This is a genomic window from Saccharomonospora marina XMU15, from assembly GCF_000244955.1.
GTDB lineage: Bacteria > Actinomycetota > Actinomycetes > Mycobacteriales > Pseudonocardiaceae > Saccharomonospora_A > Saccharomonospora_A marina.
Genome location: NZ_CM001439.1, coordinates 1,320,506 through 1,344,382, shown reverse-complemented (window position 1 = coordinate 1,344,382; position 23,877 = coordinate 1,320,506). Strand labels below are relative to the sequence as shown.

The window sequence follows — 23,877 nt, the reverse complement described above, 5'->3', positions numbered from 1 at the left end:
ACTCGCCGGTGTGATGTAGTGGAGGCGTGAGCGAGACCGGCGCACCTCCCAGGGTGTTTCTCATCGCCGCCGTGGTCCTCGCCACCGCACTCGCCGTGACGGTCGCGGTGCTCGGGATCACCTGGGGCGGCGAGGAACCCGGCACAAGGCGGCCTGCGGGGCCGCTGGCGCTGGTGTCGGTGCCCGCACCGCAGGCCGACAGCCCGCAGTGCGCCGAACTCGTGGCCGCCGCACCCGAAACACTCAAGTCGGCCGGTCGGACGCTGCCGCGACGCGAACTCGCCGAACCCGCCCCTCCCGCGACACTGGCGTGGGGCGAGGCGAACCCGATCGTGCTGCGGTGCGGGCTGCCGCGACCGGGAGAACTGACACGAACCTCGCCACTGCGTGTCATCGACGGCGTGCAGTGGTTGCAGGTCCCCGGCGACGGCTCGGCCACCTGGTACGCCGTCGACCGTGAGGTCTACGCGGCGCTCACCGTGCCCGCCGACGCGGGAACGGGACCGCTGCAGGACATCTCCGGCACGATCTCGGCCACGCTGCCCGCCGTGCCGCTGCGGTTCGGCTGAGCTGCGCAGGCGAGCAGGCTCAGCGCAGTCCCGTTCCGCGCGCGAGCGCGGTCTCCACCAGCGTCGACAGCAGTGTCGGGTAGTCCAGCCCCGTCACCGCCCACATCTTCGGGTAGGCGGAGGTGGTGGTGAAGCCGGGCATCGTGTTGACCTCGTTGATGGTCAGTTCACCGTCGCTGCCGACGAAGAAGTCGACACGCGCCAGCCCCTGACAGTCCAGCGCCCGAAACGCCCGCACGGCACAGGCACGCAGCCGCTCGGTCACGGAGTCGTCCAGCTTGGCGGGAATGTCCAACTCGGCGTCCTCGCCGAGGTACTTGGTCTCGAAGTCGTACCAGGCGTCCTGGCCCTCGGCGAGCACGCGGATCTCGGCGGGCAACGAAGCCTCGACGCGCCCGTCGGGGAACTCCAGCACCCCGCACTCCACTTCGCGCCCCACGACCGCCGCCTCGACAAGCACCTTCGGGTCGGTCTTCCTGGCAACCGCTACCGCCTCGTCGAGGCGGCTGTAGTCGGTGACCTTGCTGATACCGATGGAGGAACCCGCCCGTGCGGGCTTGACGAACACCGGAAGGCCGAGCCGCTCGCGGGTCGCCTCGTCCAGGGTGGCCTGTCCACGCCGGATGGTCGCGTACCTGCCGACCGGCAGGCCCTCCGCGGCAAGCAGCTTCTTGGCGTACTCCTTGTCCATCGCGGCGGCGCTGGCCAGTACCCCCGCACCCACGTAGGGGATCTCGGCCAGTTCGAGCAGACCCTGGATGGTGCCGTCTTCACCGAACGCACCGTGCAGCACGGGGAAGACGACGTCGACGCCGCCGAGCACCTCGGCCTCCTGCCCCGGCTCCAGGCTCACCAACCCCTTGCTGGTGGGGTCACCCGCCAGCACGAGCGCCTTGCCCCCGTCCACGGCAGGCAGTTCCTTGCCCTGGATTCGCAACGCCGCCGGGTCACTGGTACCGAGCACCCAACCGCCTTCGCGGGTGATGCCGATCGGCACCACCTCGAAACGTTGCGGGTCCAGGTTGGCCAGCACGCTGCCCGCCGACACACAGGAAATGGTGTGCTCGGTGCTGCGGCCCCCGAAGACGACGGCCACTCGCGTCTTGCGGCTACTCATGGCCGGTCACCCTACCGCCGAGCCGGGCGCAGGACCTCGACGAGCACCCCGAGCGCGTCCCGCAACGTGTCCCTGTCACATCCGGCGTAGCCCACCGCGATGCCGTGTGCGCTCGGTTCGCCGTCGAAGTGCCTGGCCAGGCCGTCGAGCAGGAGTCCACGCCTTCGCCCTTCGGCCAGTCGTCGCCGCTCCTGCTCAGCCGAGCCGACCGGCACCACCAGGTGCGCGCCCGCGTCGTCGCCGAGCACCGGCACCCGTTCGCGCCTCAGCGCATCGACAAGCAGCGCCCTGCGCTCGGCGAGTTCCCTGCGCAACCTGCGCAGGTGCCTGCCGAGGTCGCCGTGCCTCGCCAGCTCCACCAACACCCGCTGGCCCGCGGGCGAGGGCCTGGTGCCGGTCTCGTCGCGGTAGTCCAGGATCGCGGAGGCGACACCGGCGGGCGCGACCATCCACCCGGCACCGAGCGTCGGCGTGAGGATCTTGCTCGTGGTACCGAGGTGGACGACGACGTCCGGCGCGAGCGAGGCGAGCAGCGGAAGCGGCGCGACGTCGTAGCGAAGCTCTCCGTCGTAGTCGTCCTCGACGACGAGGAAACCCTCCGAGCGGGCGCGCTCCACCAACTCCACCCGCCGTGACGCGCTCATCCTGCTGCCCATCGGGTACTGGTGCGCGGGTGAGCAGTAGACCGCGGCGACGCCGGGCGGCACGGCGTCGGGGCGAAGGCCCTGGGAGTCGACGGGCACCGGTGCCACCCGCAGTCCCGCGGCACGAAATGCCCGCACCGCACGCTGGTATCCAGGCTCCTCGACGGCGACAAGCTGCCCCGGGCGCAGCACGGCAGCGGCGAGTTCGACCACTGCCGCCGTGGTGCCGCCGGTGGCGAGCACCGAGTCGGTGGCCGCGTCGAGCCCACGGTGGCGCAGCAGATGCTCGGCGATCACCCCTCGGTATTCCGGCAGCCCGCGGCGATGTGCCCGCCACAGCGGTGGGGTGTCGGCGGCGGCGCGCCAGGCGCGCCGCCATGCGGCCCGGTCGATGCCGTCTGCCCACGGCACGCCTGGGGTGAGCACGAGCAGGTCCACCGCGGGTTCGTCGTCGGGGACGAGGTGGTCACGCCGTGAGGCGGGGGTCGGCGGCGAGGTGGTCACGTAGGTGCCGGAACCGTGCCTGCCCACGATCCAGCCCTCGGCGTGCAGTTGCTCGTACGCGGCGGAGGTGACGGTCCGGCTCACGCCGAGCCTGCCTGCGAGCGCCCTCGTGGAAGGAAGCCGGTCGCCGCCTCGCAGGTGCCCGGTGGAAGCGGACTCACGCAGTGCGTCGGCGAGTTGCACGGCGAGCGGGACGGCGGAGTCCCGGTCGAGCGTGACCGGCAGCGCGGTGTCACCTCTGGCCAAAGAGTGGCCTCCTGATCGAAGTTGTGTGTGGCTATTCCATGATGCCACTACTGGTCGCAGACTTGCCGCATGCCGAGCCTTCCACCACTGTCGCCGACACCACGCAGCACGCTGACGCGCAACCGCGACCGGGCACTGCACGACCGAGAAGCCCTGTACTCCCTGCTCGACGAGGCGCTGGTGTGCCATCTCGGTGTCGTACTCGGCGGCTCGCCCGTGGTGGTACCCACCGGCTTCGGCCGAGACGGCGACACGCTGTACCTGCACGGCTCCACGGGCTCGGCGAACCTGCGTGCCGCCGCCGGGACTGACGTGTGCGTGGCCGTGACCGTCCTCGACGCGATCGTCTACGCCCGATCGCTGCAGCACCACTCGATGAACTACCGCAGCGCCGTGGTCCACGGCAGAGCTCGCCCGGTCACCGACGAGCGCGCCAAGCTGCACGGGCTTCGGGTGCTGACCGAACACCTTTCGCCCGGCTCCTGGGAGCATGCCCGCCAACCCAACGGCAAGGAACTGGCCGCTGTGGCCGTGCTCGCGCTGGACCTGACGGAGGCTTCGGTGAAGCAGCGAAGCGGCGATCCCACCGAGGAGCCCGCCGACCTCGCCGACGGCAACGCGTGGGCGGGTGTGCTCCCGGTGCACACCACGTTCGGTGACCCGGTTCCCTCGGGCTACGTTCCACCGGGCACCGGTGTGCCCAGCCATGTAACCGGACGCACGATCCGGCCACCGGCGCGGTAGACGTGCACGCTGATGACGGGGTCGGGCCCCTCGTTCTCGACCCGGTGCACGTACCCGGGGCCGAACACCCGCGACTGCCCGGCTGCCAGCAGGTGCACCCGCGCGGCCGCAACGGCGGGATCGGCTGAGTCGGCGGGATCTGCGGGATCGGCGGGATCGGCGCGGTAGACGGTTTCGGTGAGGCGCCCACACACGATGGTGAACGCGCCGGTGGTGTGGCCGTGGTCGTGCGGCTCGGCGAGTTGCCCGGGAAGCCAGCTCAGCAACCAGACCTCCTGTTCGTGGTCACGTTCCAGCGGCGCGGCGAAGCGCTCGTCGGGGTCGTAGCGCAGCAGTCCGCGCCAGCGCTCCCGGTCGGCGGCGTACTCCAGCGCCGTGCGAACCGGGTGACGCAGCGCGGTGGCGGTACCGGCGGCGGGCGCGACGGTGTTCTCGGGAACGGCGAACATGGTGTCCTTTGTCGGAGAGGAGATGCGGCGGCGAAGTTCGGTGTCGAAGGTCACCGACAGCGACAAGGACAGGCCGCGCAACCGAGCCCGCCGGGGCGGACAGTGCCCCGGCGTGCGGTCTCGATGCGGGTCGACATGGCAACGAGCCAACCAGCGGCGGTAGGCCGCGTCAAACCGATTCCAGCCCATGGACACCCGCCGGCGGGAACGCAGAACTGATGGGCAGCAACGCAGAACTCGCGGGCAGGAGCGGGGGACTCGCGGGCAGGAGCGGGGCTTGGGTTCAAGGGGTCGTCGCAACACCGTGATGGGGAGGTGTTGGGTGGGACGATCATCGGTGGTGGTGGGAAGGCCGTTGGTGGGGTCGCCGGGTCGGCCTGGGGTGGGGCGGCGTGAGGATCGGCAGCGGTTCTGGGTCGAGATCGCGCGGGGTGTGTCGACCCGTGAAGCGAGTGTTGTTGCGGGTGTGTCGGTGACGGTGGGGCAGCGGTGGTTCCGTGAGGCTGGCGGGATGCCGTCGATCAGTCAGGCTCGGGTGTCGGGCCGCTATGTGTCGTTCGCTGAGCGGGAGGAGATCGCGCTGCTGCGTGCCCAGGAGTTGGGGGTGCGCCAGATCGCTCGCCGTATCGGGCGGTCCGCGTCGACGGTGTCGCGGGAGTTGCGCCGTAACGCCGCCACCGGCCATCGCCGCCCGGAGTATCGGGCGAGCACGGCTCAATGGCATGCCGACCGGCGTGCCCGCCGCCCGAAGACCGCCAAGCTTGCTGATAACGACGCGTTGCGGGCCTATGTGCAGGATCGGCTGGCGGGGCGGATCACCCACCCGGACGGGTATCGCAGGCCGGGTCCGCTGGTGGGGCGTTGGAACGGGCGGCGTCACGGGCGGCGGGCGGATCGCCGGTGGACATGGGCGTGGAGCCCGGAACAGATCGCCCACCGGCTCGTGCTCGACTACCCGGAGGACGAGACTATGCGGATCTCACACGAAGCGATCTACCAAGCGTTGTACGTCCAGGGCCGTGGCGGGTTGCGCCGTGAGCTGACCGCGTCGCTGCGCACCGGCAGGGCGCTGCGCCAGCCCCGCGAGCGCAGCCGCCGGGGACGCCCGCACGTCACACCCGGGGTGATGATCTCCCAACGCCCCGCCGAGGCCGCCGACCGCGCGGTGCCCGGGCACTGGGAAGGTGACCTCATCCTCGGGTCAGACAGCTCCGCGATCGGCACCCTCGTGGAGCGCACCACCCGGTTCACCATGCTGCTGCACCTGCCCCGCATGCCCGGACACCACCAGACACCCCCGGTGAAGAACGGGCCCGCCCTCGCCGGACACGGCGCCGAGGCCGTGCGCAACGCCATCGCCGCCCAGATCACCACGCTACCCACACAACTACGCCGATCACTGACCTGGGACCAAGGAGCGGAGCTGGCCCAACACACCCAACTCCGCATCCAAACCGGAACCGAGATCTACTTCTGCGATCCCCACTCACCCTGGCAACGCGGCACCAACGAAAACACCAACGGCCTGCTACGCCAATACTTCCCCAAAGGCACCGACCTCACCCGCTGCGACCACCACGACCTCGACACCGTCGCCACCGCCCTCAACCAACGACCCCGCAAAACCCTCGGATGGCGCACCCCCGCCGAAGCCCTCAACGACAAACTACAATCCATCCCCACAACCAACGTTGCAACGACCACTTGAATCCACCGGGGACTCGCGGGCAGGAGCGGGGGACTCGCGGGGGGTCAGGACCACTCGTGCTTCTGCTGGCGGCCGAGCAGTTCCGCTCCCACCTGCGCCGGTGCGCAGCCCTCGTGACACACGCGGTACATCGCTTCGGTGATCGGCATGTCCACCCCGACGCGCTCGGCCAGCGCCCTGATGGAAACGCAGGAGGTGACGCCTTCTGCGACCTGACCGCCCTGCGCCGCCTTGGCCTCCTCGATCGTCTCCCCCCTGCCGACCCGCTCGCCGAACGTCCGGTTGCGTGACAGCGGGGAGGAACAGGTCGCCACCAGATCGCCCACCCCGGCCAGCCCGGCGAAGGTCAGCGGGTCGGCTCCCAGCTTCGAGCCGAGCCGCGCCATCTCTGCCAGCCCCCGGGTGATGAGCGTCGCCATGGTGTTGGCACCGAAGCCCAGTCCGGCCGCCATCCCGCAGCTGAGCGCGATCACGTTCTTGCACGCGCCCGCCAGCTCACAACCGACGACGTCGGTGTTGGTGTAGGGGCGGAAGTAGGGGTTGAACGCGGCCTGCTGGATCGCCACCGCCCTGTCGTGGTCGGCGCAGGCGAGCACCGCCGCCGCGGGCTGCCCCTGCGCGATCTCCCGTGCCAGGTTGGGGCCGGACACGACGACCACCTCGTCGGAGGGCACTTCGGCGATCTCGCTTATCACCTCGCTCATCCGCAGCAGCGTGTCCAACTCCACGCCCTTGGCGAGGCTGACCAGGATGGCGTCCTTGGGCAGCAGGTCACGCCAGCGCAGCAGGTTCGCCCGCAGGCTCTGGCTCGGCACGGCCAACACCACCGCATCGGCCCCCTGCAGCGCCCGCGCCGGATCGGAAGTGGCACCGAGCTGTTTCGGCAGCGTGACGCCCGGCAGGTACGCCTCGTTGCTGTGCCGCCGCTGGATCTCCTCCGCGACCTCGGGCCTGCGCGCCCACATGGTGACATCGCGGCCCGCGTCGGCGAGCACCTTGGCGAAGGTCGTCCCCCACGAGCCGGACCCGAGCACGGTGACGCGCCGCACAGGTGGCCGAACTGGCTGAGACTCCCGAGACATTCCGACGCTTCCCTCGGCGGCTCAGCCGTTGCCCGTCGGCTTGGCGGGCGGCCGCTCACCACGGATCTCGACCAGCAGGTCGAGCACCTGCCCCATCAGCAGGTCGGTGACCTCCCTGAGCACGGCCGGGCTGCGGTCCTTCTCGCGGTAGGCCGAAAGGTCCACCGGCTCGCCGACGGAATGCACCACGGTCTTGCGGGGCAACGGCCTGAACTTCTTGCTGTAGCCGTTCCAGATGTCCTGGGTGCCCCAGCGTGCGACCGGGATCACGGGCACGTCGTTCTCCAGCGCCAGCCGCGCCACCCCGGTATAGGAACGTTTGGGCCAGCCGAGCGGGTCCTTGGTGATCGTCCCTTCGGGATAGATGACCACCACCTTGCCCTCACGCAGCGTCTCGTGGGCGGCCCTGAGACTGTCGCCCGCCTCCGAGGTGCCGCGCGACACCGGGATGCCCCCCGAGCCGAGCAGGATCTTGCCGAAGATCGGCACCTTGGTCAGGCTCTCCTTGGCCATGAACCTGGGCACCCGCCGGTTCCGGTGGACGAACACCGCGTCGACGGCCGGGTCGAGGTGCGAGACGTGGTTGAGCACCAGCAGCGCCGGACCCTGCCGGGGAATCCGCTCCGCCCCGCGGTAGACACTGTGTCCCAGCCAGGTCAGCGGGTAGAACAGCACGGCGGCCGCCCCGACCCAGAAGCCGCCCTTCTCGCGATCAGCCAAGGCTGCTCCCTTTCCCTTCCGGTCCGTTGCCGAATGCTCGCACCTACGCACGCCTACGCACGCGAAACCTCGGCCGATCATCCCACAGCCGCACCGGAGCCGACGCCCGCGTCGGTTGCCGTGGCCGGAAGGGCAGGGGCGAGTTGACGTGGGATTCGGTCATGATGGTGACGTGGCTGTTGACCTGATCGTGCCGATGAAGCCTCCGGCGGCCGGTAAGTCGCGGTTGCGTGGCGCGCTGCACGGCCCGTGGGATGAGCGCCGCCACGCCGCCCTCGTGCTGGCGCTGGCCCGCGACACTCTGCTGGCCGCCACGGCGAGCGCCGGGGTCAGGCGCGTGCTCGTGGTCGGCTCCGCACCGGCCACGCTGGACGCGTTGCGCGACTTGGACGTGGAAGTGGTCGGAGAGGAGGCCGCGTTGGGTCTCAACGGTGCGCTGCGCGCCGGGGAGCGCCTGCTGCGGGTGTCCGACCGGGGAGCCACCATCGGGGCGTTACAGGCCGATCTGCCCGCCCTTCGGGCCGAGGAACTGGCCGCGGCACTCGCCGAGGCCGACGACCGCAGATGCTTCGCGGCCGACAGGCACGGCACCGGCACGACGCTGCTGGTGTCCGCACCGGGGCAGCCACTCGACCCCCGGTTCGGCCGCGGCTCGGCACGGGAGCACGCGGAGTCCGGTGCCGTGCCACTTCGGCTGGCCGCACCCACGCTGCGCGGCGACGTGGACACCCCCGCCGATCTGGAGCACGCCCGGCTGCTGGGGCTTGGCACGCACACCGCCGCGCTGCTCGAGCGCGAGTGTGTCCCTCACTGATCCACCGAACCGACCCTGCTGACGTGGGCCGGACCGAAATTCGGTATGCGCGTCGGTCGCCTGGGTGGGGAACAATGCGGGTGTGAGCAACGACGAGAGCCGGGGCGGCGACGAACCGCGAACGCGCAGGCAGGTCACCACGACACCACCGCCCGCGAGGACGACCGGCAACGGAAGCTCCTCCGAGATCCACAATCTGCCTTCCGCTCCGCCCGCCGCCACAGGCGGAGCCCAGGTCCCCGACGCCCTGCCGGACGATCGCTACTTCAACCGGGAACTCTCGTGGCAGGACTTCAACGCCAGGGTGCTCGCACTCGCCGAGGACGAGTCCCAGCCGCTGCTGGAGCGGGCGAAGTTCCTCGCGATATTCGCGTCCAATTTGGATGAGTTCTACATGGTTCGCGTCGCCGGCCTCAAGCGCAGGGAGAAGACCGGCCTCTCCGTGCGCAGCGCCGACGGGCTCACGCCTCGCGAGCAGCTGTCCTACATCGCCAAGCGCAACAAGGACCTCGTGGAGCGGCACACGCTCGCCTTCGAACGGGGTGTGCGGCCCGCCCTGGCCGCGCAGGGTATCCGGATCGTGAAGTGGTCGCAGCTCGAGCAGGCCGACCGGGTCCGGCTGTCCGCCTACTTCACCGAGCAGATCTTTCCCGTACTCACCCCGCTCGCCGTCGACCCGGCACACCCCTTCCCCTACATCTCCGGCCTTTCGCTGAACCTGGCCGTCACGGTCGGCGACGCCGAGGGCGGCACGGAACGCTTCGCCAGGGTGAAGGTGCCCAACAACGTGCCGAGACTGGTGCGGGTGGATCGGGGGCAGGACAACGCGACCGCCACCTTCCTCCCGCTCGAGGAACTCATCGCCGCCCACCTCGGCGAGCTTTTCAGCGGCATGAACGTGATCGAACACCACGTGTTCCGCGTCACCCGCAACGCCGACTTCGAGGTGGAGGAGGACCGCGACGAAGACCTGCTGCAGGCGCTGGAGCGCGAGCTCGCGCAGCGCAGGTTCGGGCCACCGGTACGGCTGGAAGTCGCTCAGGACATGAGCGAGCACATGCTGGAACTGCTGCTGCGGGAACTGGAGGTCGATCCGCAGGACGTGGTGGAGGTGCCGGGCCTGCTCGACCTCAACTGCCTGCTCCAGCTGCATTCGGTGGACCGCAAGGAGCTCAAGGACCGCCCGTTCGTCCCGGCGACCCACCCGGCCTTCGGCGAGCGCGAGACGCCGAAGAGCGTCTTCGCGACGCTGCGGGAGGGCGACGTGCTCGTGCACCATCCCTACGACTCGTTCTCCACGAGTGTGCAGCGCTTCATCGAGCAAGCCGCGGCCGACGACAAGGTGCTGGCGATCAAGCAGACCCTGTACCGCACGTCCGGCACGTCGGGAGACTCCCCGATCGTCGACGCGCTCATCGACGCCGCGGAGGCGGGCAAGCAGGTCGTCGCCCTCGTGGAGATCAAGGCCCGGTTCGATGAGCAGGCCAACATCACATGGGCACGCACTCTGGAACGCGCCGGTGTACACGTAGTCTACGGTCTCGTGGGCCTGAAGACCCACTGCAAGGTCGCTCTCGTCGTACGCCAGGAGGGATCGACGATCCGCCGCTACTGCCACCTCGGCACTGGCAACTACAACCCGAGGACCGCGCGACTCTACGAGGACATCGGGCTGCTGACCGCCGATCCGGCCATCGGAGCGGACCTGACGGATCTGTTCAACGTCCTCACCGGCTACTCGCGGCAGCAGACCTACCGCAACATCCTCATCTCCCCCAACGGTATCCGCCGGGGCATCCTCCGATACATCGGCGACGAGATCGAGGCCGCGAGGGCGGGCAGGCCCGCGGGTGTGCGGATCAAGTGCAACTCCCTTGTCGACGAGCAGGTCATCGACGGGCTGTACCGGGCGTCGCAGGCGGGTGTCGAGGTCGACATCGTCGTGCGTGGCATCTGCGCGCTGAAGCCGGGCGTGCCCGGCCTGAGCGACAACATCTCCGTGCGCTCGATACTCGGCCGCTTCCTCGAGCACTCACGCATCTTCCACTTCCGTGGCACGGACGCCTACTGGATCGGCAGCGCAGACATGATGCACCGCAACCTCGACCGCAGGATCGAGGCGCTCGTGCAGGTGAAGGACCCGCGGCTGGCGGCCCAACTCGACGGCGTGCTGAACTCCGCGCTCGACCCCAGCACACGCTGCTGGGTGCTGCGCTCCTCCGGCGAGTGGTTGCCGTCCCCGTCGGACGGCACGACGGTGCGCGACCACCAGATCGAGTTGCTGCGCAAGCACGGAGCGACCGGGTGAGCGGAGCGGTTCGAGCCGCGGGGGCGGTGTTGTGGCGCCGGTGTCCGCACGGACATGTCGAGGTCGCCGTCGTGCATCGGCCCCGCTACGACGACTGGTCGCTGCCCAAGGGAAAGCTCGATCCGGGTGAGACCGCTCCGGTGGCCGCAGTGCGGGAACTGGCGGAGGAAACCGGCTTCGAGGCCGTACTCGGGCGATTCCTGACCCGCGTCGAATACGACCTGGGCGGCGTCCCCAAGGTCGTCGACTATTTCAGTGCGAGGGCGAATTCCGGGCGATTCACACCGAACGACGAGGTCGACGAACTGCGCTGGCTGCGCCAGGAGGAAGCCACGACGATGGTGCACTACGACACCGACAGGCAGGTGCTCGCGCGGTTTGCCGCCCTGCCCGCCGAACTGACGACGCTGCTGCTCGTCAGGCATGCGAAGGCGGGCAGGCGCGACGCGTGGACGGGTGACGACGACCTGCGCCCGCTGTCCGAGGCGGGAGTGCGGCAGGCACGGGCGTTGCGTGTACTGCTGCGAAGCTTCAGCCCGGATCGGGTGCTTTCCGCCCCCCGCCTGCGGTGCGTGCAGACGGTGCAAGGGGTCGCGGACGACGCGGGCGTGGAGGTGGAACACGAACCGTTGATGTCGGAGGAGGTCTACTGGGCCGATCCCGCCGCGGCGCTGCGCCGTCTCCGCGACATCGTCGTGGCGGGAGGCACACCCGTGGTGTGTAGTCAGGGCGGTGTGATCCCGGACGTGGTGAACGCCTTGGCCCAGCAGGACGGTGTCGTGTTGCCCGCCACGAAGGCGGACGGGGTGGCGAGCAAGAAGGGCTCGGTGTGGCTGCTGTCGTTCACCCAAGGGCCCGACCGCGTACCCCGGCTCGTGGACGCTGCCTACCTGCCGAGCCCGCTGCCCGCCCCGGTTCCGGCGGGCGGCTGAGCACCGGTCCCGCAAACGCGGCAGGGCCCCCACGAGTTCGCGGGGGCCCTGCCGAGAGGTAGTCGCGTCGCGTGCGGACGCCTACTTCTTCTTCCTGGCGGCGGTGGTCTTCTTCGCCGTCGAGGCCTTGGCGGTGGAAGCCTTGGCGGTGCTCTTCGGCGCGGACTTGGTCGCCGCCTTGGTGGTCTTGGCGGGCGACTTCTTCGCCGTCGTCGACTTGGTCGCCGTCTTGCTCGCCGTCGACTTGGTTGCGCTCTTCGGCGCGGCCTTGGTGGCCGTGCTCTTGGCTGTGCTCCTGCTCGGTGCCGCCTTCGTGGCCGTGCGGCTGGAGGCGGTGCCGCGCGTCGTCGTCGCTCGCGTACGAGTCGTGGTGCTGCGAGTCGCCGTGGGCCGCGTGGTCGCCGCCTTCGCGCCGGTGGCCCGAGTGGCGGTGGCGCGCTTGGTGGTGGCCTTCGGCAGCTTCTTGGCGCCGCTCACGACGTCCTTGAAGGTCGTACCCGCGCGGAAGGCGGGAACGTTGGTCTTCTTCACACGCACGGTCTCGCCGGTGCGTGGGTTCCTCGCGGTCCGGGCGGCCCTGGCACGCTTCTCGAACACACCGAAGCCGGTGATGTTGACCTTCTCGCCCTTGTTGACCGTACGGATGATGATGTCGACGAGGTTGTCGACAGCTTGCGACGCGACCTTCTTGTCGCCCAAACGCTCGGAGAGCGCTTCGATGAGTTGGGCCTTGTTGGCCATTCCAGTCCTCCAAGAAGAACTACTTGTTACCCGGCCACACCGGCCGACATGCGCACACGGTATTACCAACGCAGCACAAATTCCAAACGGCACGCGGATTTTTTCCTTATCGGGTGCGCTTCCGCGCCCCGCGGGCCCCCTCGCAGGCCCGTTCGAGGGCCGTCCCGCGTGGTGTCGTCGTACCGGAGCCGGAGCACGGATTCCCTTTTCGAGCAGGGAATCCGTGCTCGCCGCGGCTACACCGGCGTGGTGACAGGCTTGAAGGAGGGCCGCTTAGCCTCGAAGGCCTCGATGTCTTCGGCATGGCGCAGTGTCAACGCGATGTCGTCGAGCCCCTCGAGCAGCCGCCAGCGGGTGTAGTCGTCGATCGAGAAGGTGGCGACGAAGTCCTTGGCCCGTACCGTCTTCTCCCGCAGGTCGACGGTGACCTCGGTGCCGGGCTCGTTCTCGAGGATCTTCCACAGCTGCTCGACATCGGCCTGCTCGCACTCGGCGGCGAGCAGACCTTGCTTGCCCGAGTTGCCCCGGAAGATGTCGGCGAACCGGGAGGAGATGACCACCCGGAAGCCGTAGTTCAGCAGTGCCCAGACGGCATGCTCCCTCGACGAACCCGTACCGAAGTCCGGGCCCGCGACGAGCACGCTGCCCGCCCGGTACGGCTCCTGGTTGAGCACGAAGTGCTCGTCGCCGCGCCAGGCGGCGAACAGGCCGTCCTCGAAGCCGGTACGGGTCACGCGCTTGAGGTAGACGGCGGGAATGATCTGGTCCGTGTCCACGTTGGACCTGCGCAGCGGCACTCCGACGCCGGTGTGCTTGGTGTACGGCTCCATGTTCGGTAGCCCTCCTTCAGTCCAGGTCTTCCGGCGAGGACAGGGTGCCCCTCACGGCCGTCGCGGCCGCCACGAGCGGCGAGACCAGGTGGGTACGGCCACCCTTGCCCTGCCTGCCCTCGAAGTTGCGGTTGGAGGTCGAGGCGCTGCGCTCACCGGGCTTCAGCTGGTCGGGGTTCATCCCCAGGCACATCGAGCAGCCCGCCTGCCGCCACTCGGCGCCTGCTTGCGTGAAGATCTCGTGCAGCCCTTCGGCCTCCGCCGCCTGCCGCACCCGCATCGAGCCGGGCACGACCAGCATGCGCACCCCTTCGGCCAGCTTGCGGCCACGCAGCACCCCGGCCGCGGCACGCAGGTCCTCGATCCGGCCGTTGGTACACGAGCCGAGGAACACGGTGTCCACCGCGATCTGCCGCAGCGGGGTCCCCGGAACAAGATCCATATAGGACAAGGCCTTCTCGGCGGCCACCCGCTCGGTCTCGTCGGTGATGGCCTCGGGGTCGGGAACCGAATCCGAAAGCGGCAACCCCTGGCCGGGGTTGGTGCCCCAGGTCACGTACGGGGTGAGCTGGGCGGCATCGATGTCCACCTCGGCGTCGAACTCGGAGTCGTCGTCGGTACGCAACTCGCGCCAGTGGGCCACCGCGGCGTCCCAGTCGGCGCCCTTCGGCGCGTGCGGGCGGTCCTTGAGGTAGGCGAAGGTCGTCTCGTCGGGCGCGATCATGCCCGCGCGGGCGCCCGCCTCGATGGACATGTTGCAGACGGTCATCCGCGCCTCCATCGAAAGCGACTCGATAGCGCTGCCCCGGTACTCAAGGACGTATCCCTGCCCGCCACCGGTGCCGATCCGTGCGATGACGGCGAGGATGATGTCCTTGGCGGTCACGCCCGGCCGCAGGTCGCCGTTGACGTTGATCGCCATGGTCTTGAACGGACGAAGCGGCAGCGTCTGCGTGGCGAGCACGTGCTCGACCTCCGACGTGCCGATGCCGAAGGCCATCGCGCCGAAGGCGCCGTGTGTCGAGGTGTGGCTGTCGCCGCACACCACGGTCATTCCCGGCTGGGTCAGGCCGAGTTGGGGGCCGATGACGTGCACGATGCCCTGCTCGTCGTCTCCCATGGGGTGCAGGCGGATGCCGAACTCCTCGCAGTTGCGGCGAAGTGTGTCCACCTGGGTGCGCGAGACCGGGTCGGCGATGGGCAGGTCGATGCCCGTTGTGGGAACGTTGTGGTCTTCGGTCGCGATCGTGAGGTCGGGCCTGCGGACCTTCCTGCCCGTCAGGCGTAGCCCGTCGAACGCCTGCGGACTGGTGACCTCGTGCACGAGGTGAAGATCGATATAGAGCAGGTCCGGCTCAGCGCCTTGGCCGCGGCGCACGGTGTGCGCGTCCCACACTTTCTCTGCCAGTGTGCGGCCCCGCTTGGTTGTCATCAGGGCTCCTTACGTGAGCATGCCGATTCTGGACTTCCCAAACTGCGAGATTATAGTATCGCTTTGTGGGACAGCCCAATGTTAGCAACCAGCAGGCCACGGAAACGCGGGCCAGCGGAATCGGTGTTCTCGACAAGGCGGTCGCCGTGTTGCACGCGGTGGCGCAGGAGCCGTGCGGACTGGCGGAGTTGTGTTCGCGTACCGGTCTTCCGCGCGCGACCGCACACCGGCTGGCCGTCGGGCTGGAGGTGCACCGGATGCTGCGCCGTGGTCCGGACGGGAGGTGGCGGGCAGGGCCCGCCCTCGCCGAACTGGCCGGCGGCACGGTGGACCCGCTGCTCGACGCCGCGAGCGTGATACTGCCCAAACTGCGCGACATCACCGGCGAAAGCGTCCAGCTCTACCGAAGGGACGGCATCCAGCGAGTGTGCGTGGCGACGGCGGAGCCGCCGAGCGGGTTGCGCGACACCGTGCCGGTTGGTTCCCGGCTGCCGATGACGGCGGGATCGGGCGCGAAGGTGCTCGCGGCGTGGGCCGACGAGCACACCCAGCGGGCGATCCTGGCCGACGCCGTGTACGGCGAGCGCACCCTGCTCGAGGTGCGCAGGCGGGGGTGGGCGCAGAGTGTGGCCGAACGTGAGCCGGGCGTGGCGAGCGTGTCGGCACCGGTTCGCGACACGACCGGCGCGGTGGTGGCGGCGGTGTCGGTGTCAGGACCGGTCGAACGTATCGGCCGCAAGCCAGGCGGGCGGTGGGCCGCCGATCTGCTGGCGGCGGCGGAAGCGCTGCAGGACCGGCTCTGAAAGGACCGGCTCTGAAAGGACCGGCTCTGAAAGGACCGGCTCTGAAGCGTCCGGTTCGTCGGCTGCGCCCGGCGAACCGGACTCGTGGCCACCATGGTGTCGTCGATACGAAAAAGTGAGGGGTCTGTCCGGGATTTCTCCCGAACAAACCCCTCACTTACAAGCGTACCCCCGATGGGATTCGAACCCACGCTACCGGCGTGAGAGGCCGGCGTCCTAGGCCGCTAGACGACGGGGGCTTGCTGTGTTGCCTGAGAGAGGCTACCAGGTGGAGATTCTCTGCAAGCAGCTGGGGTACCAGGACTCGAACCTAGACTAACTGAACCAGAATCAGTCGTGCTGCCAATTACACCATACCCCAAGGGGTGCCTACCGAAGCGCGCTCCAGCTCGGCACCGCTGGAAAGAAATAGTAGACCACCGTGAAGTCGCCCCGATAACCGGCCCTTGCCCTCAACGGGGAACGGGCACCCCCACCCTGGCGAACTCCGAGACCAGCAGCTCGGGCAGATCGGCGAGAGTGCAGAGCACATGCACGTCGGACGGGACGTCGGTGCCTGTCCCGGTGCGGTCCAGCCACACCCCGCCCAGCCCGGCGTCGCGGGCGCCGACGGCGTCGGTAGTCAGCTTGTCCCCCACGTGTACGGCCTGCGCCGGTTCGCAGTCGAGCTTGAAGCAGACGGTCTGGAACATCACGGGGTCGGGTTTGGCGACGCCGACCTCGCCGGCGATGGCGACATAGTCGAAGAAGCGCGCGAGCCCCAGCATCGCGAGCTTCTCCCGCTGGTGAGCGCCGGAGGCGTTGGTCACGGCCGCCAGCCGCACACCCGCCGCCGTCAGCCACTCCAGACAGGGCAGGACATCGTCGAAGAGCCGCCACGAGCGGCGCAGCATCTCCTTGCGTTTCTTCTCGAACCCGGCGACGTCGGCCATACCGACGCTGATACCCAGTTCCGCCAGGAATGCCTGGGTACGCCTCGCGTGCATGTCGGGGTATTCCAGCTCGCCCGTGACCACCCTCGCCACGTGCTCGTCGGTGATTCGCTCCCACATCGGCCACATGTCGGTTCTGCCGATCAGTGCCTCGAGCGATCTTCGACTCGCCGCGGAGAAGTCGATCAACGTGTCGTCGATGTCAAGGCAGACGAGCCGCAGTTCCGGCGGTGTCCAGGGGGGAGCGTCGTCGTGTTCGGAAACTCTTTGCGATGCCGTCGGGGAGCCAAGCGCAAAAGCCACCCCGAGAGGCTAGGGCACTTTCGCTTTGATCGACTCGGCTGAGGAGGTGAAAACCCGGCTGCTGTTTCGGTCCAGCTCCCTACGCTGAGTTGCCCGCGAGGGCGCGCCGCAAGCGGGCGAGTGACACCTGGCGTCCGAGTAGTTCCATCGACTCGTACAGCGGGGGTGAAATTGTCCGCCCTGTAACGGCGACGCGTATCGGAGCGAAAGCCTTACGTGGTTTAAGCCCGAGTCCGTCCACGAGCGCCTGCTTGAGCGCCTGCTCGATGGCGGCACTGTCCCAGGAGGGCAATGCGTCGAGCGCCTCGACGGCGGCGCGCAGCACCGGCTCGGCATCAGGACCGAGCGCCTTCGCGGCGGCGGCCTCCTCCGGCGCGAACTCCTCCTCGGAAACGAAAAGGAACCGGACGAGATCGACCGTTTCGGACAACACGGTGACGCGTTCCTGCACGAGCGGGGCGATCGCACGAAGGGTGGCCAACTGCTCGTCGCTCGGCGGCTGCGGGAGCACCCCCGCGGAACTCAGGTAGGGCGTGACCCGCCGGGTGAACTCCTGCACCGGCAGCGCGCGGATGTGCGTGCCGTTGATCGCCTCGGCCTTCTTGATGTCGAACCGGGCCGGGTTCGCACTCACCTTGGTTATCTCGAACGCCTCGACCAACTCTTCGACGCCGAAGACGTCCCTGTCCTCGGCGATCGACCAGCCGAGCAGCGCGAGGTAGTTCAGCAGCCCCTCGCGGATGAAGCCGCGGTCGCGGAGATTGAACAGGTTCGACGAGGGGTCTCGTTTGGACAGCTTCTTGTTGCCCTCGCCCAGCACGTAGGGCAGGTGGCCGAACTCGGGCACGAAGTCGGTGACGCCGATCCGGCGCAGCGCCTGGTACAGCGCGATCTGCCGGGGTGTCGACGGCAGCAGGTCCTCGCCGCGCAACACATGCGTGATCCGCATCAGCGCGTCGTCGACGGGGTTGGTGAGCGTGTAGAGCGGCTGGCCGCTGGCCCGAACGAGCACCGGGTCCGGGATCGTACCCGCCTTGAACGTGATGTCCCCGCGCACCAGGTCGGTCCAGGTGATGTCCTCGTCCGGCATCCGCAGTCGCAGCACGGGCTCGCGACCCTGTTCGCGCAGCCGCTGCTTGTGCTCGTCGGTCAGGTCACGGTCGTAGTTGTCGTAGCCCAGCTTGGGGTCCTGACCCGCCTCCCTGCGCCGCTGCTCGACTTCCTCGTTGGTGGAGAACGCCTCGTACAACTCGCCTGCCCGCAGCAGCCGGGCGGCGATGTCGGCGTAGACCTCACCGCGCAGGCTCTGCCGGTACGGCCCGTACTCGCCACCGACCTCCGGGCCCTCGTCCCAGTCCAGTCCCAGCCAGCGCAGCGCGTCGAGCAGCGCCTCGTAGGACTCCTCGGTGTCCCTGGCCGCGTCGGTGTCCTCGATGCGGAACACCAGGCTGCCGCCGTGATGCCGTGCGAACGCCCAGTTGAACAGAGCGGTGCGGATCAGGCCGACATGGGGCATCCCCGTGGGGGAAGGGCAGAAGCGGGCGCGCACGGCGTTCGTCTCACTCATAGCCGCTCCAGCGTATCGCTCTTGACGCGGGCGCGAATCCGGTGCATCGTGAAGATATTCAACAGACGATGAAAAAAGGGGGCGGCCATGGCCGAACGGACCACCTGCGTCGTGATCGGGGGCGGGCCCGCCGGAATGATGCTGGGCCTGTTGCTGGCACGAGCGGGAATCGAAGTGACCGTGCTGGAGAAGCACGCCGACTTCCTGCGCGATTTCCGAGGCGACACGGTGCACCCGTCGACGATGCGGTTGCTCGACGAACTCGGGCTCGGCGAAGCCTTCGCCAAACTGCCGCAGAGCCGGATGGAACAGATCGTCTTCCCCATCGACGAAAACGACTACGTCGTCGTCGGTGACCTGCGACGGCTGAAGGTGCCCCATCCCTACATCGCCATCACACCGCAGTGGGATCTGCTCAACCTCCTCGCCGAGGCGGGCGAGAAGGAACCCACCTTCCGGCTGCGGATGCGCACGGAGGCGACCGAGTTGATCCGTGAGGGTGGCAGGGTGCGGGGTGTGCGCTACCGCGCCGACGACGGCACGAGCGGCGAGATCAGGGCCGAGCTGACCGTCGCCTGCGACGGGCGATGGTCCATCGCGCGGGAACTGCCGCAACTGCGATACAAGGAACTGCCGGTGCCCATCGACGCGTGGTGGTTTCGGCTCAGCAGGAAGCCCGGCGAGAACCGGTCCTCGCTGCGGCCCACCCTGCGCGACGGGCGGTTCGCGATCGTCATCCCGAGGACCGACTTCTACCAGATCGCCTACATCGGTAAGAAGGGCATCGATCCGCTGCTGCGTGCCCGCGGCATCGAGAGTTTCCGGCGTAAGGCAGGCGGGCTGCTCGTCGACCTTGCCGACCGGCTCGACGAGCTGGCGTCGATGGACGACGTCAAACACCTGGACGTCCGGCTCAACCGGCTGCGCCGCTGGCACATCGACGGCCTGCTGTGCATCGGCGACGCCGCGCACGCGATGTCGCCCATCGGCGGCGTCGGCATCAACCTCGCCGTGCAGGACGCCGTGGCCGCGGCCACGCTGCTCGCCGCTCCGCTACGGCGAGGCCGGGTCAGCGGCCGGACACTGGCGAAGGTGTCGCGTAGGCGGCGACTGCCGACCGTCATCGTGCAAACGCTGCAGCACATCCTGCACCGCACGGTGGCCGCGCCGCTCGTGGAAGGCAACAGGGCGGGCCCGCCGAAAGCGGCCACCACCGTGCTGCGACGGCTGCCGTGGCTGTCGTTCGTGCCCGCCTATCTCATCGGGGTGGGCCCCCGGCCGGAACACGCGCCCGCGTTCGCGCGGCGACCACCCGGATGAGGGGCCGCGGGCTCGCTCAGCCTTGCTGTACCGGGTTGGTGAGCGTGCCGATCCCCTCGACCGTGATCGAAACCTGCTGACCCGCGGTGATCGGTCCGACGCCCTCCGGGGTGCCGGTGAGGATCAGGTCGCCGGGCAACAGCGTCATCACCGCCGAGACGAACTCCACGAGTTCGGGCACCTTGTGCACCAGCGCCGAGGTCCGCGCGTCCTGCTTGACCTCGCCGTCCACCTCGGAACGGATGGCGAGGTCGGCGGGATCGACGGCGGTCTCGATCCAGGGCCCCACCGGGCAGAAGGTGTCGAAGCCCTTGGCCCTTCCCCACTGCCCGTCGGACTTCTGCAAGTCCCGTGCGCTGACGTCGTTGGCGATCGTGTAGCCGAGAACGGCGGCCGCCGCGCGGGCGGCGGGCACGTTCTTCACCGGCTGCCCGATCACCACGGCCAACTCTCCCTCGAAGTCGACCCTCGTCGACACCGCGGGCAGTTTGATCGCCGCGTTGGGACCGATCACGCTGGTGGACGGCTTGATGAAGATCATCGGTTCGCCGGGAACCTCGTTGCCGAACTCCTGTGCGTGAGCGGCATAGTTACGGCCGACCGCGATCACCTTCGTGGGCAGGATGGGCGCGAGCAGCCGCACGTCCGCGAGCGGCCACCGCCGTCCCGTGAAGTTCGGCTTTCCGAATGGATGATCGGCGATCTCCAGAACCTGCGCATCGTCGCCGTCCCCCTCGATCGAGGCGAACGCGACACCGTCGGGGTGAGCAATTCGAGCCAGTCGCACCGTCGAATCCTAACGCGGCTCATGGGCGCGCGCGGAAGGCAGCGGGGTCACACCCGGTCGTCGCGGGCGCTCACCGCCTACTGCCGCAGGCTCTTGTGCACCAGGGCGTCGCACAGCGCGAGCCAGCTGGCCTCGACGATGTTGGCGTGAACCCCGACGGTCGTCCATTCCCGCTCACCGTCGGACGACTCGACCAGCACCCGCGTAACCGCGTCGGTGCCTGGATGCCCGGCGAGGATTCGCACCTTGTAGTCGCTCAGCTCCACGCTGTCCAACCAGGACAGGTGCGGTGAGAGCGCCTTGCGCAGGGCGGCGTCCAGCGCGTGCACGGGGCCGTTGCCTTCCGCCGTGGCGATCACCCGCTGGCCACCGACGTGCACCTTGACCGTGGCCTCCGATCCGACCTCGCCACCCGCACGGTGGTCGAGTACCACCCGGTAGGACTCCAGCGTGAAGGGCGGCTCGACGGGCGCCTTCCCCGTCTCTGCGAGCAGCAACAGCTCCAGCGACGCGTCAGCGGCCTCGAACGACCAGCCCTGCGCCTCCATGCTCTTGACCTTCTTCACCGCGCTGGAGAGCGCCTCCGGTTGTGCGGCCAGGTCCAGCCCGAGCTCGCGTCCCTTGAGCTCGAGGCTGGCCTTGCCCGCCATCTCGGTGACCAGCACCCTCATGTCGTTGCCGACCAGAGCCGGATCGATGTGGTTGTACAGCAACGGATCCACCTTGATCGCGCTCGCGTGCAGCCCCGCCTTGTGGGCGAAGGCCGACGACCCGACGTAGGCCTGGTGGGTGTCGGGCGCGAGGTTCGCGATCTCGGCCAGCGCATGGGAGACGCGGGTGAGCTCGGCGGCACCGCCTTCAGGAAGCACCTCCATGCCGAGCTTGGCCACCAGGTTCCCCGTGACGGCGAACAGGTCGGCGTTGCCTGCCCGTTCCCCGTAGCCGTTGGCGGTGCACTGCACGTGGGTCGCACCCGCCTGCACCGCCGCGATACTGTTGCCGACCGCGCAGCCGGTGTCGTCCTGGCAGTGGATGCCGAGTCGCAGGCCGGTGCGCTGCGCGACCTCCCTCACGGTCTCGGCGATTCCCAGCGGCAACTGGCCGCCGTTGGTGTCACAGAGCACGACCACGTCGGCTCCGCCGCTGCCCGCGGCGTCGAGCACTCGCAGTGCCGTGTCGGGGTCGTAGGCGTAGCCGTCGAAGAAGTGTTCCGCGTCGAGGAAGACCCGCCTGCCCTCACCGACGAGGAAGGAAACCGTGTCCTCGACCATGGCGCAGGCCTCGGCGACGTCCACGCGCAGCGCCCGCTCGATGTGGCGGACGTCCGACTTGGCGACCAGTGTCACGACCGGCGCCTGCGAGTCGAGCAGGGCGCGCACCTGCGAGTCCTCCTCGGCCCGAACGCCCGCCCTGCGCGTGGAACCGAACGCCACCAGCACCGCATGCCGCAACGCCAGCTCGCCCTCGGCGGCCCTGGCGAAGAACTCGGTGTCCTTGGGCATCGCGCCCGGCCAGCCGCCCTCGATGTAGCCGACGCCGAGTTCGTCGAGCAGCCGCGCGACGGCCAACTTGTCGGCGACGGAGTAGGAAATACCCTCCCGCTGAGCCCCGTCACGCAGTGTCGTGTCGTAGAGGTGGAATTGGTCGCCGAGCGGTGTGCCGGCTGGTTCCGTGCGGGTCACGGGTGTCTCCTTGAGAAAGTCTCCTGACAAACAAAAAGACCCCCCGCAGGGTGCGAGAGGTCTGCGCGCCGGGTGCTTCGAGGAAGCACTTACCCGGCGCGCCTGCGGATAATGATCACGCGAGACGTGTTCACGGTAGGCATCATGCCACACCTACTGCGAACCGCGCCGCTCGGCCCCTGTCTCCCCGGTGTAGCCGAGGTCCTCACCGGCCACCCTGCCCACGAAGGTGTCGGTGTGGCCGGGACCGGTGGAGGACTGGTTGTCGCCGCGGTCGTCGTGCTGCCTTCCCCCTGTCGGCCTGGACCTGGCCACCACCGGGTCGTCGGCCGCATCGGCTTCGGTAGCGCTGGACGAGCGCGGTTGCCTGCGCGCGAGCAGTTTCTTCAGCCATGCCCACATGCCGCACCACCTCACAGCCGGAGTCGTCCTTATCCAGGGATGCCCACATCGGGTGGTTTCCACACAGCCGGCATCAAAGCGAAGGAGCGGAGCACTCGGCTCCGCTCCTTTCCGCGCTGCTTCGGCCGGCCCTCGAAACCCCGCCGAGCTAGCCGACCTGGCTGGTGTTGGACGACACCAGCGCCGCGAGCCGGTCGCCGATCGCCTGGGTGTTGCCCGGGGACGCCTGGTCGCGGGTGGCGAGGTCGAACGCCACCGAGGCCTCGATCCGGCGTGCAGCCTCGGGCATCCCGAGATGGTCGAGCAGCAGCGACATCGACAGCACGGCCGCGGTGGGGTCGGCGAGGTTCTGGCCCGCGATGTCGGGCGCGCTTCCGTGCACCGGCTCGAACATGCTCGGGTTGGTACGGGTGATGTCCAGGTTGCCGCTCGCGGCCAGCCCGATACCGCCGGTCACGGCCGCGACGAGGTCGGTGATGATGTCGCCGAACAGGTTGTCGGTGACGATCACGTCGAAGCGACTCGGGTCGGTCACGAGGTGGATGGTGGCGGCATCGACGTGGGAGTAGGCGACGGTCACGTCGGGGTGCTCCAGCGAGACCTCCTCCACGATCCTGGACCACAGCGACCCGGCGTGCTCCAGCACGTTCGTCTTGTGCACCAGCGTGAGGTGCTTGCGCGGACGCTGCTCGGCCCTGTTGAACGCGTCGGCGACAACCCTGCGGATGCCGAAGGCGGTGTTCACGCTGACCTCGGTGGCGATCTCGTTCTCGGTGTCCTTGCGCAGCAGGCCGCCGTTGCCCGCGTAGGGGCCTTCGGTGCCCTCCCGAACGACGAGCAGGTCGATCTCACCGGGGTCGGAGAGCGGGCTGCGCACACCCGGGTACAGCCGTCCTGGGCGGAGGTTGACGTGGTGGTCCAACTCGAAGCGCAGCCGCAGCAGCAGCCCGCGTTCCAGGATGCCGCTGGGCACGGTGGGGTCGCCGACCGCACCGAGCAGGATCGCGTCGTGCTCGCGGAGTTCGCCGAGCACGGACTCCGGCAGCAGTTCACCTGTGGCATGCCAGCGGGAGGCGCCGAGATCGTAGTTGGTGATCTCAGCGTTCGGGGCGACCTCTCCGAGCACCTTCAGCGCCTCGGTCACCACCTCGGGCCCGATCCCGTCGCCGGGGATCACAGCGAGCCGCATCCACACACCTCCGTCTGTCGGGCAACCGGCGTCCCGCGTTGCCCATCACCAT

Annotated in this window: 22 protein-coding genes and 2 tRNA genes; 8 read left to right on the top strand and 16 right to left on the bottom strand. The window is 69.1% G+C overall.

Going from position 1 to position 23,877, the window contains the following annotated elements; translation table 11 throughout:
• The first annotated feature begins 26 nt into the window (after positions 1-26).
• Complete coding sequence (locus SACMADRAFT_RS06335; protein WP_009152959.1) at positions 27-569, top strand: DUF3515 domain-containing protein; 543 nt, start codon at positions 27-29, stop codon at positions 567-569.
• A 19-nt stretch (positions 570-588) separates the two neighbouring features.
• Here SACMADRAFT_RS06335 and SACMADRAFT_RS06330 read toward each other — a convergent pair whose 3' ends face one another.
• Together SACMADRAFT_RS06330 and pdxR are read right to left on the bottom strand one after the other, a co-directional pair.
• Positions 589-1,686, bottom strand: a complete 1,098-nt coding sequence (locus SACMADRAFT_RS06330) for a D-alanine--D-alanine ligase family protein (protein ID WP_009152958.1) — start codon at positions 1,684-1,686, stop codon at positions 589-591.
• A gap of 11 nt (positions 1,687-1,697) precedes the next feature.
• Complete coding sequence (pdxR, locus tag SACMADRAFT_RS06325) at positions 1,698-3,080, bottom strand: MocR-like pyridoxine biosynthesis transcription factor PdxR (protein WP_009152957.1); 1,383 nt, start codon at positions 3,078-3,080, stop codon at positions 1,698-1,700.
• A gap of 69 nt (positions 3,081-3,149) precedes the next feature.
• Here pdxR and SACMADRAFT_RS06320 point away from each other — a divergent pair, with 69 nt between their 5' ends.
• Positions 3,150-3,824, top strand: coding sequence for a pyridoxamine 5'-phosphate oxidase family protein (locus tag SACMADRAFT_RS06320; protein WP_009152956.1), 675 nt, complete (start codon positions 3,150-3,152; stop codon positions 3,822-3,824).
• Here the strand turns inward: SACMADRAFT_RS06320 and SACMADRAFT_RS06315 are convergent.
• Positions 3,755-4,273, bottom strand: a complete 519-nt coding sequence (locus tag SACMADRAFT_RS06315; protein ID WP_040926140.1) for a cysteine dioxygenase — start codon at positions 4,271-4,273, stop codon at positions 3,755-3,757. The genes SACMADRAFT_RS06320 and SACMADRAFT_RS06315 overlap by 70 nt on opposite strands.
• Before the next feature lie 307 nt (positions 4,274-4,580).
• Here SACMADRAFT_RS06315 and SACMADRAFT_RS06310 point away from each other — a divergent pair, with 307 nt between their 5' ends.
• Positions 4,581-5,981 carry an IS30 family transposase gene (locus tag SACMADRAFT_RS06310; protein WP_083840846.1) on the top strand — a complete coding sequence of 467 codons (1,401 nt, stop codon included), beginning with the start codon at positions 4,581-4,583 and terminating at the stop codon, positions 5,979-5,981.
• A 44-nt stretch (positions 5,982-6,025) separates the two neighbouring features.
• Here the strand turns inward: SACMADRAFT_RS06310 and SACMADRAFT_RS06305 are convergent, their stop codons facing one another.
• A complete protein-coding gene (locus SACMADRAFT_RS06305) occupies positions 6,026-7,063 on the bottom strand; it encodes an NAD(P)H-dependent glycerol-3-phosphate dehydrogenase (RefSeq protein ID WP_009152953.1) in 1,038 nt (345 codons plus the stop codon).
• A 21-nt stretch (positions 7,064-7,084) separates the two neighbouring features.
• Positions 7,085-7,783 (bottom strand): lysophospholipid acyltransferase family protein, encoded by a 699-nt coding sequence (locus SACMADRAFT_RS06300; protein WP_009152952.1) that lies wholly within the window; start codon positions 7,781-7,783, stop codon positions 7,085-7,087.
• A gap of 172 nt (positions 7,784-7,955) precedes the next feature.
• On the opposite strand from SACMADRAFT_RS06300, the gene cofC reads away from it, so the two are divergent.
• The 3 genes from cofC to SACMADRAFT_RS06285 all read left to right on the top strand — a co-directional run bounded on the left by cofC (position 7,956) and on the right by SACMADRAFT_RS06285 (position 11,837).
• A complete protein-coding gene (gene cofC / locus SACMADRAFT_RS06295; protein WP_040925574.1) occupies positions 7,956-8,597 on the top strand; it encodes a 2-phospho-L-lactate guanylyltransferase in 642 nt (213 codons plus the stop codon).
• 82 nt (positions 8,598-8,679) lie between these two features.
• On the top strand, positions 8,680-10,905 hold the full coding sequence (locus SACMADRAFT_RS06290; RefSeq protein ID WP_157617203.1) for an RNA degradosome polyphosphate kinase: 2,226 nt from the start codon (positions 8,680-8,682) through the stop codon (positions 10,903-10,905).
• The gene (locus SACMADRAFT_RS06285) at positions 10,902-11,837 is read left to right on the top strand and encodes an NUDIX hydrolase (RefSeq protein ID WP_009152949.1); all 936 of its coding nucleotides are present in this window, start codon (positions 10,902-10,904) and stop codon (positions 11,835-11,837) included. The genes SACMADRAFT_RS06290 and SACMADRAFT_RS06285 overlap by 4 nt, the downstream gene beginning before the upstream one ends.
• A gap of 81 nt (positions 11,838-11,918) precedes the next feature.
• Here SACMADRAFT_RS06285 and SACMADRAFT_RS06280 read toward each other — a convergent pair whose 3' ends face one another.
• The 3 genes from SACMADRAFT_RS06280 to leuC all read right to left on the bottom strand — a co-directional run bounded on the left by SACMADRAFT_RS06280 (position 11,919) and on the right by leuC (position 14,840).
• Entirely contained in the window at positions 11,919-12,578 is a 660-nt protein-coding gene (locus SACMADRAFT_RS06280) for an HU family DNA-binding protein (protein ID WP_009152948.1), read from the bottom strand.
• 236 nt (positions 12,579-12,814) lie between these two features.
• Complete coding sequence (gene leuD, locus SACMADRAFT_RS06275) at positions 12,815-13,408, bottom strand: 3-isopropylmalate dehydratase small subunit (RefSeq protein WP_009152947.1); 594 nt, start codon at positions 13,406-13,408, stop codon at positions 12,815-12,817.
• Positions 13,409-13,424: 16 nt separating this feature from the next.
• Positions 13,425-14,840 (bottom strand): 3-isopropylmalate dehydratase large subunit, encoded by a 1,416-nt coding sequence (leuC, locus tag SACMADRAFT_RS06270; RefSeq protein ID WP_009152946.1) that lies wholly within the window; start codon positions 14,838-14,840, stop codon positions 13,425-13,427.
• Positions 14,841-14,905: 65 nt separating this feature from the next.
• Between leuC and SACMADRAFT_RS06265 the strand changes: the two genes are divergently transcribed.
• Positions 14,906-15,643 (top strand): IclR family transcriptional regulator, encoded by a 738-nt coding sequence (locus SACMADRAFT_RS06265; protein WP_009152945.1) that lies wholly within the window; start codon positions 14,906-14,908, stop codon positions 15,641-15,643.
• A gap of 166 nt (positions 15,644-15,809) precedes the next feature.
• Here SACMADRAFT_RS06265 and SACMADRAFT_RS06260 read toward each other — a convergent pair.
• The 4 genes from SACMADRAFT_RS06260 to gltX form a co-directional block, all read right to left on the bottom strand.
• A tRNA-Glu gene (locus SACMADRAFT_RS06260) sits at positions 15,810-15,882 on the bottom strand.
• 50 nt (positions 15,883-15,932) lie between these two features.
• Positions 15,933-16,004: transfer RNA gene (locus SACMADRAFT_RS06255), tRNA-Gln, on the bottom strand.
• A 91-nt stretch (positions 16,005-16,095) separates the two neighbouring features.
• Positions 16,096-16,878, bottom strand: a complete 783-nt coding sequence (locus SACMADRAFT_RS06250; protein WP_009152944.1) for an HAD family hydrolase — start codon at positions 16,876-16,878, stop codon at positions 16,096-16,098.
• 79 nt (positions 16,879-16,957) lie between these two features.
• Entirely contained in the window at positions 16,958-18,445 is a 1,488-nt protein-coding gene (gltX, locus tag SACMADRAFT_RS06245; RefSeq protein WP_009152943.1) for a glutamate--tRNA ligase, read from the bottom strand.
• An 87-nt stretch (positions 18,446-18,532) separates the two neighbouring features.
• Between gltX and SACMADRAFT_RS06240 the strand changes: the two genes are divergently transcribed.
• Positions 18,533-19,765, top strand: coding sequence for an FAD-dependent oxidoreductase (locus SACMADRAFT_RS06240; RefSeq protein WP_009152942.1), 1,233 nt, complete (start codon positions 18,533-18,535; stop codon positions 19,763-19,765).
• A gap of 16 nt (positions 19,766-19,781) precedes the next feature.
• Here SACMADRAFT_RS06240 and SACMADRAFT_RS06235 read toward each other — a convergent pair whose 3' ends face one another.
• From SACMADRAFT_RS06235 to SACMADRAFT_RS06220, 4 genes are all read right to left on the bottom strand, one after another.
• On the bottom strand, positions 19,782-20,552 hold the full coding sequence (locus SACMADRAFT_RS06235) for a fumarylacetoacetate hydrolase family protein (RefSeq protein ID WP_009152941.1): 771 nt from the start codon (positions 20,550-20,552) through the stop codon (positions 19,782-19,784).
• Positions 20,553-20,629: 77 nt separating this feature from the next.
• Positions 20,630-22,234 (bottom strand): citramalate synthase, encoded by a 1,605-nt coding sequence (gene cimA, locus SACMADRAFT_RS06230; RefSeq protein WP_009152940.1) that lies wholly within the window; start codon positions 22,232-22,234, stop codon positions 20,630-20,632.
• A gap of 153 nt (positions 22,235-22,387) precedes the next feature.
• Positions 22,388-22,636 (bottom strand): hypothetical protein, encoded by a 249-nt coding sequence (locus SACMADRAFT_RS06225; protein WP_009152939.1) that lies wholly within the window; start codon positions 22,634-22,636, stop codon positions 22,388-22,390.
• Between the two features lie 148 nt (positions 22,637-22,784).
• On the bottom strand, positions 22,785-23,825 hold the full coding sequence (locus SACMADRAFT_RS06220; RefSeq protein ID WP_009152938.1) for a 3-isopropylmalate dehydrogenase: 1,041 nt from the start codon (positions 23,823-23,825) through the stop codon (positions 22,785-22,787).
• Between the last annotated feature and the right edge of the window lie 52 nt (positions 23,826-23,877).

What these genes read in the sequence shown, in the direction of transcription:
- SACMADRAFT_RS06330 (WP_009152958.1), bottom strand. Translation starts at nt 1,686, where the DNA reads ATGAGTAGCCGCAAGACGCGAGTGGCCGTCGTCTTCGGGGGCCGCAGC.
- SACMADRAFT_RS06320 (WP_009152956.1), top strand. Translation starts at nt 3,150, where the DNA reads ATGCCGAGCCTTCCACCACTGTCGCCGACACCACGCAGCACGCTGACG.
- SACMADRAFT_RS06315 (WP_040926140.1), bottom strand. Translation starts at nt 4,273, where the DNA reads ATGTTCGCCGTTCCCGAGAACACCGTCGCGCCCGCCGCCGGTACCGCC.
- SACMADRAFT_RS06310 (WP_083840846.1), top strand. Translation starts at nt 4,581, where the DNA reads ATGGGGAGGTGTTGGGTGGGACGATCATCGGTGGTGGTGGGAAGGCCG.
- SACMADRAFT_RS06305 (WP_009152953.1), bottom strand. Translation starts at nt 7,063, where the DNA reads ATGTCTCGGGAGTCTCAGCCAGTTCGGCCACCTGTGCGGCGCGTCACC.
- SACMADRAFT_RS06280 (WP_009152948.1), bottom strand. Translation starts at nt 12,578, where the DNA reads ATGGCCAACAAGGCCCAACTCATCGAAGCGCTCTCCGAGCGTTTGGGC.
- leuD (WP_009152947.1), bottom strand. Translation starts at nt 13,408, where the DNA reads ATGGAGCCGTACACCAAGCACACCGGCGTCGGAGTGCCGCTGCGCAGG.
- leuC (WP_009152946.1), bottom strand. Translation starts at nt 14,840, where the DNA reads ATGACAACCAAGCGGGGCCGCACACTGGCAGAGAAAGTGTGGGACGCG.
- gltX (WP_009152943.1), bottom strand. Translation starts at nt 18,445, where the DNA reads ATGAGTGAGACGAACGCCGTGCGCGCCCGCTTCTGCCCTTCCCCCACG.
- SACMADRAFT_RS06240 (WP_009152942.1), top strand. Translation starts at nt 18,533, where the DNA reads ATGGCCGAACGGACCACCTGCGTCGTGATCGGGGGCGGGCCCGCCGGA.
- SACMADRAFT_RS06225 (WP_009152939.1), bottom strand. Translation starts at nt 22,636, where the DNA reads ATGTGGGCATGGCTGAAGAAACTGCTCGCGCGCAGGCAACCGCGCTCG.
- SACMADRAFT_RS06220 (WP_009152938.1), bottom strand. Translation starts at nt 23,825, where the DNA reads ATGCGGCTCGCTGTGATCCCCGGCGACGGGATCGGGCCCGAGGTGGTG.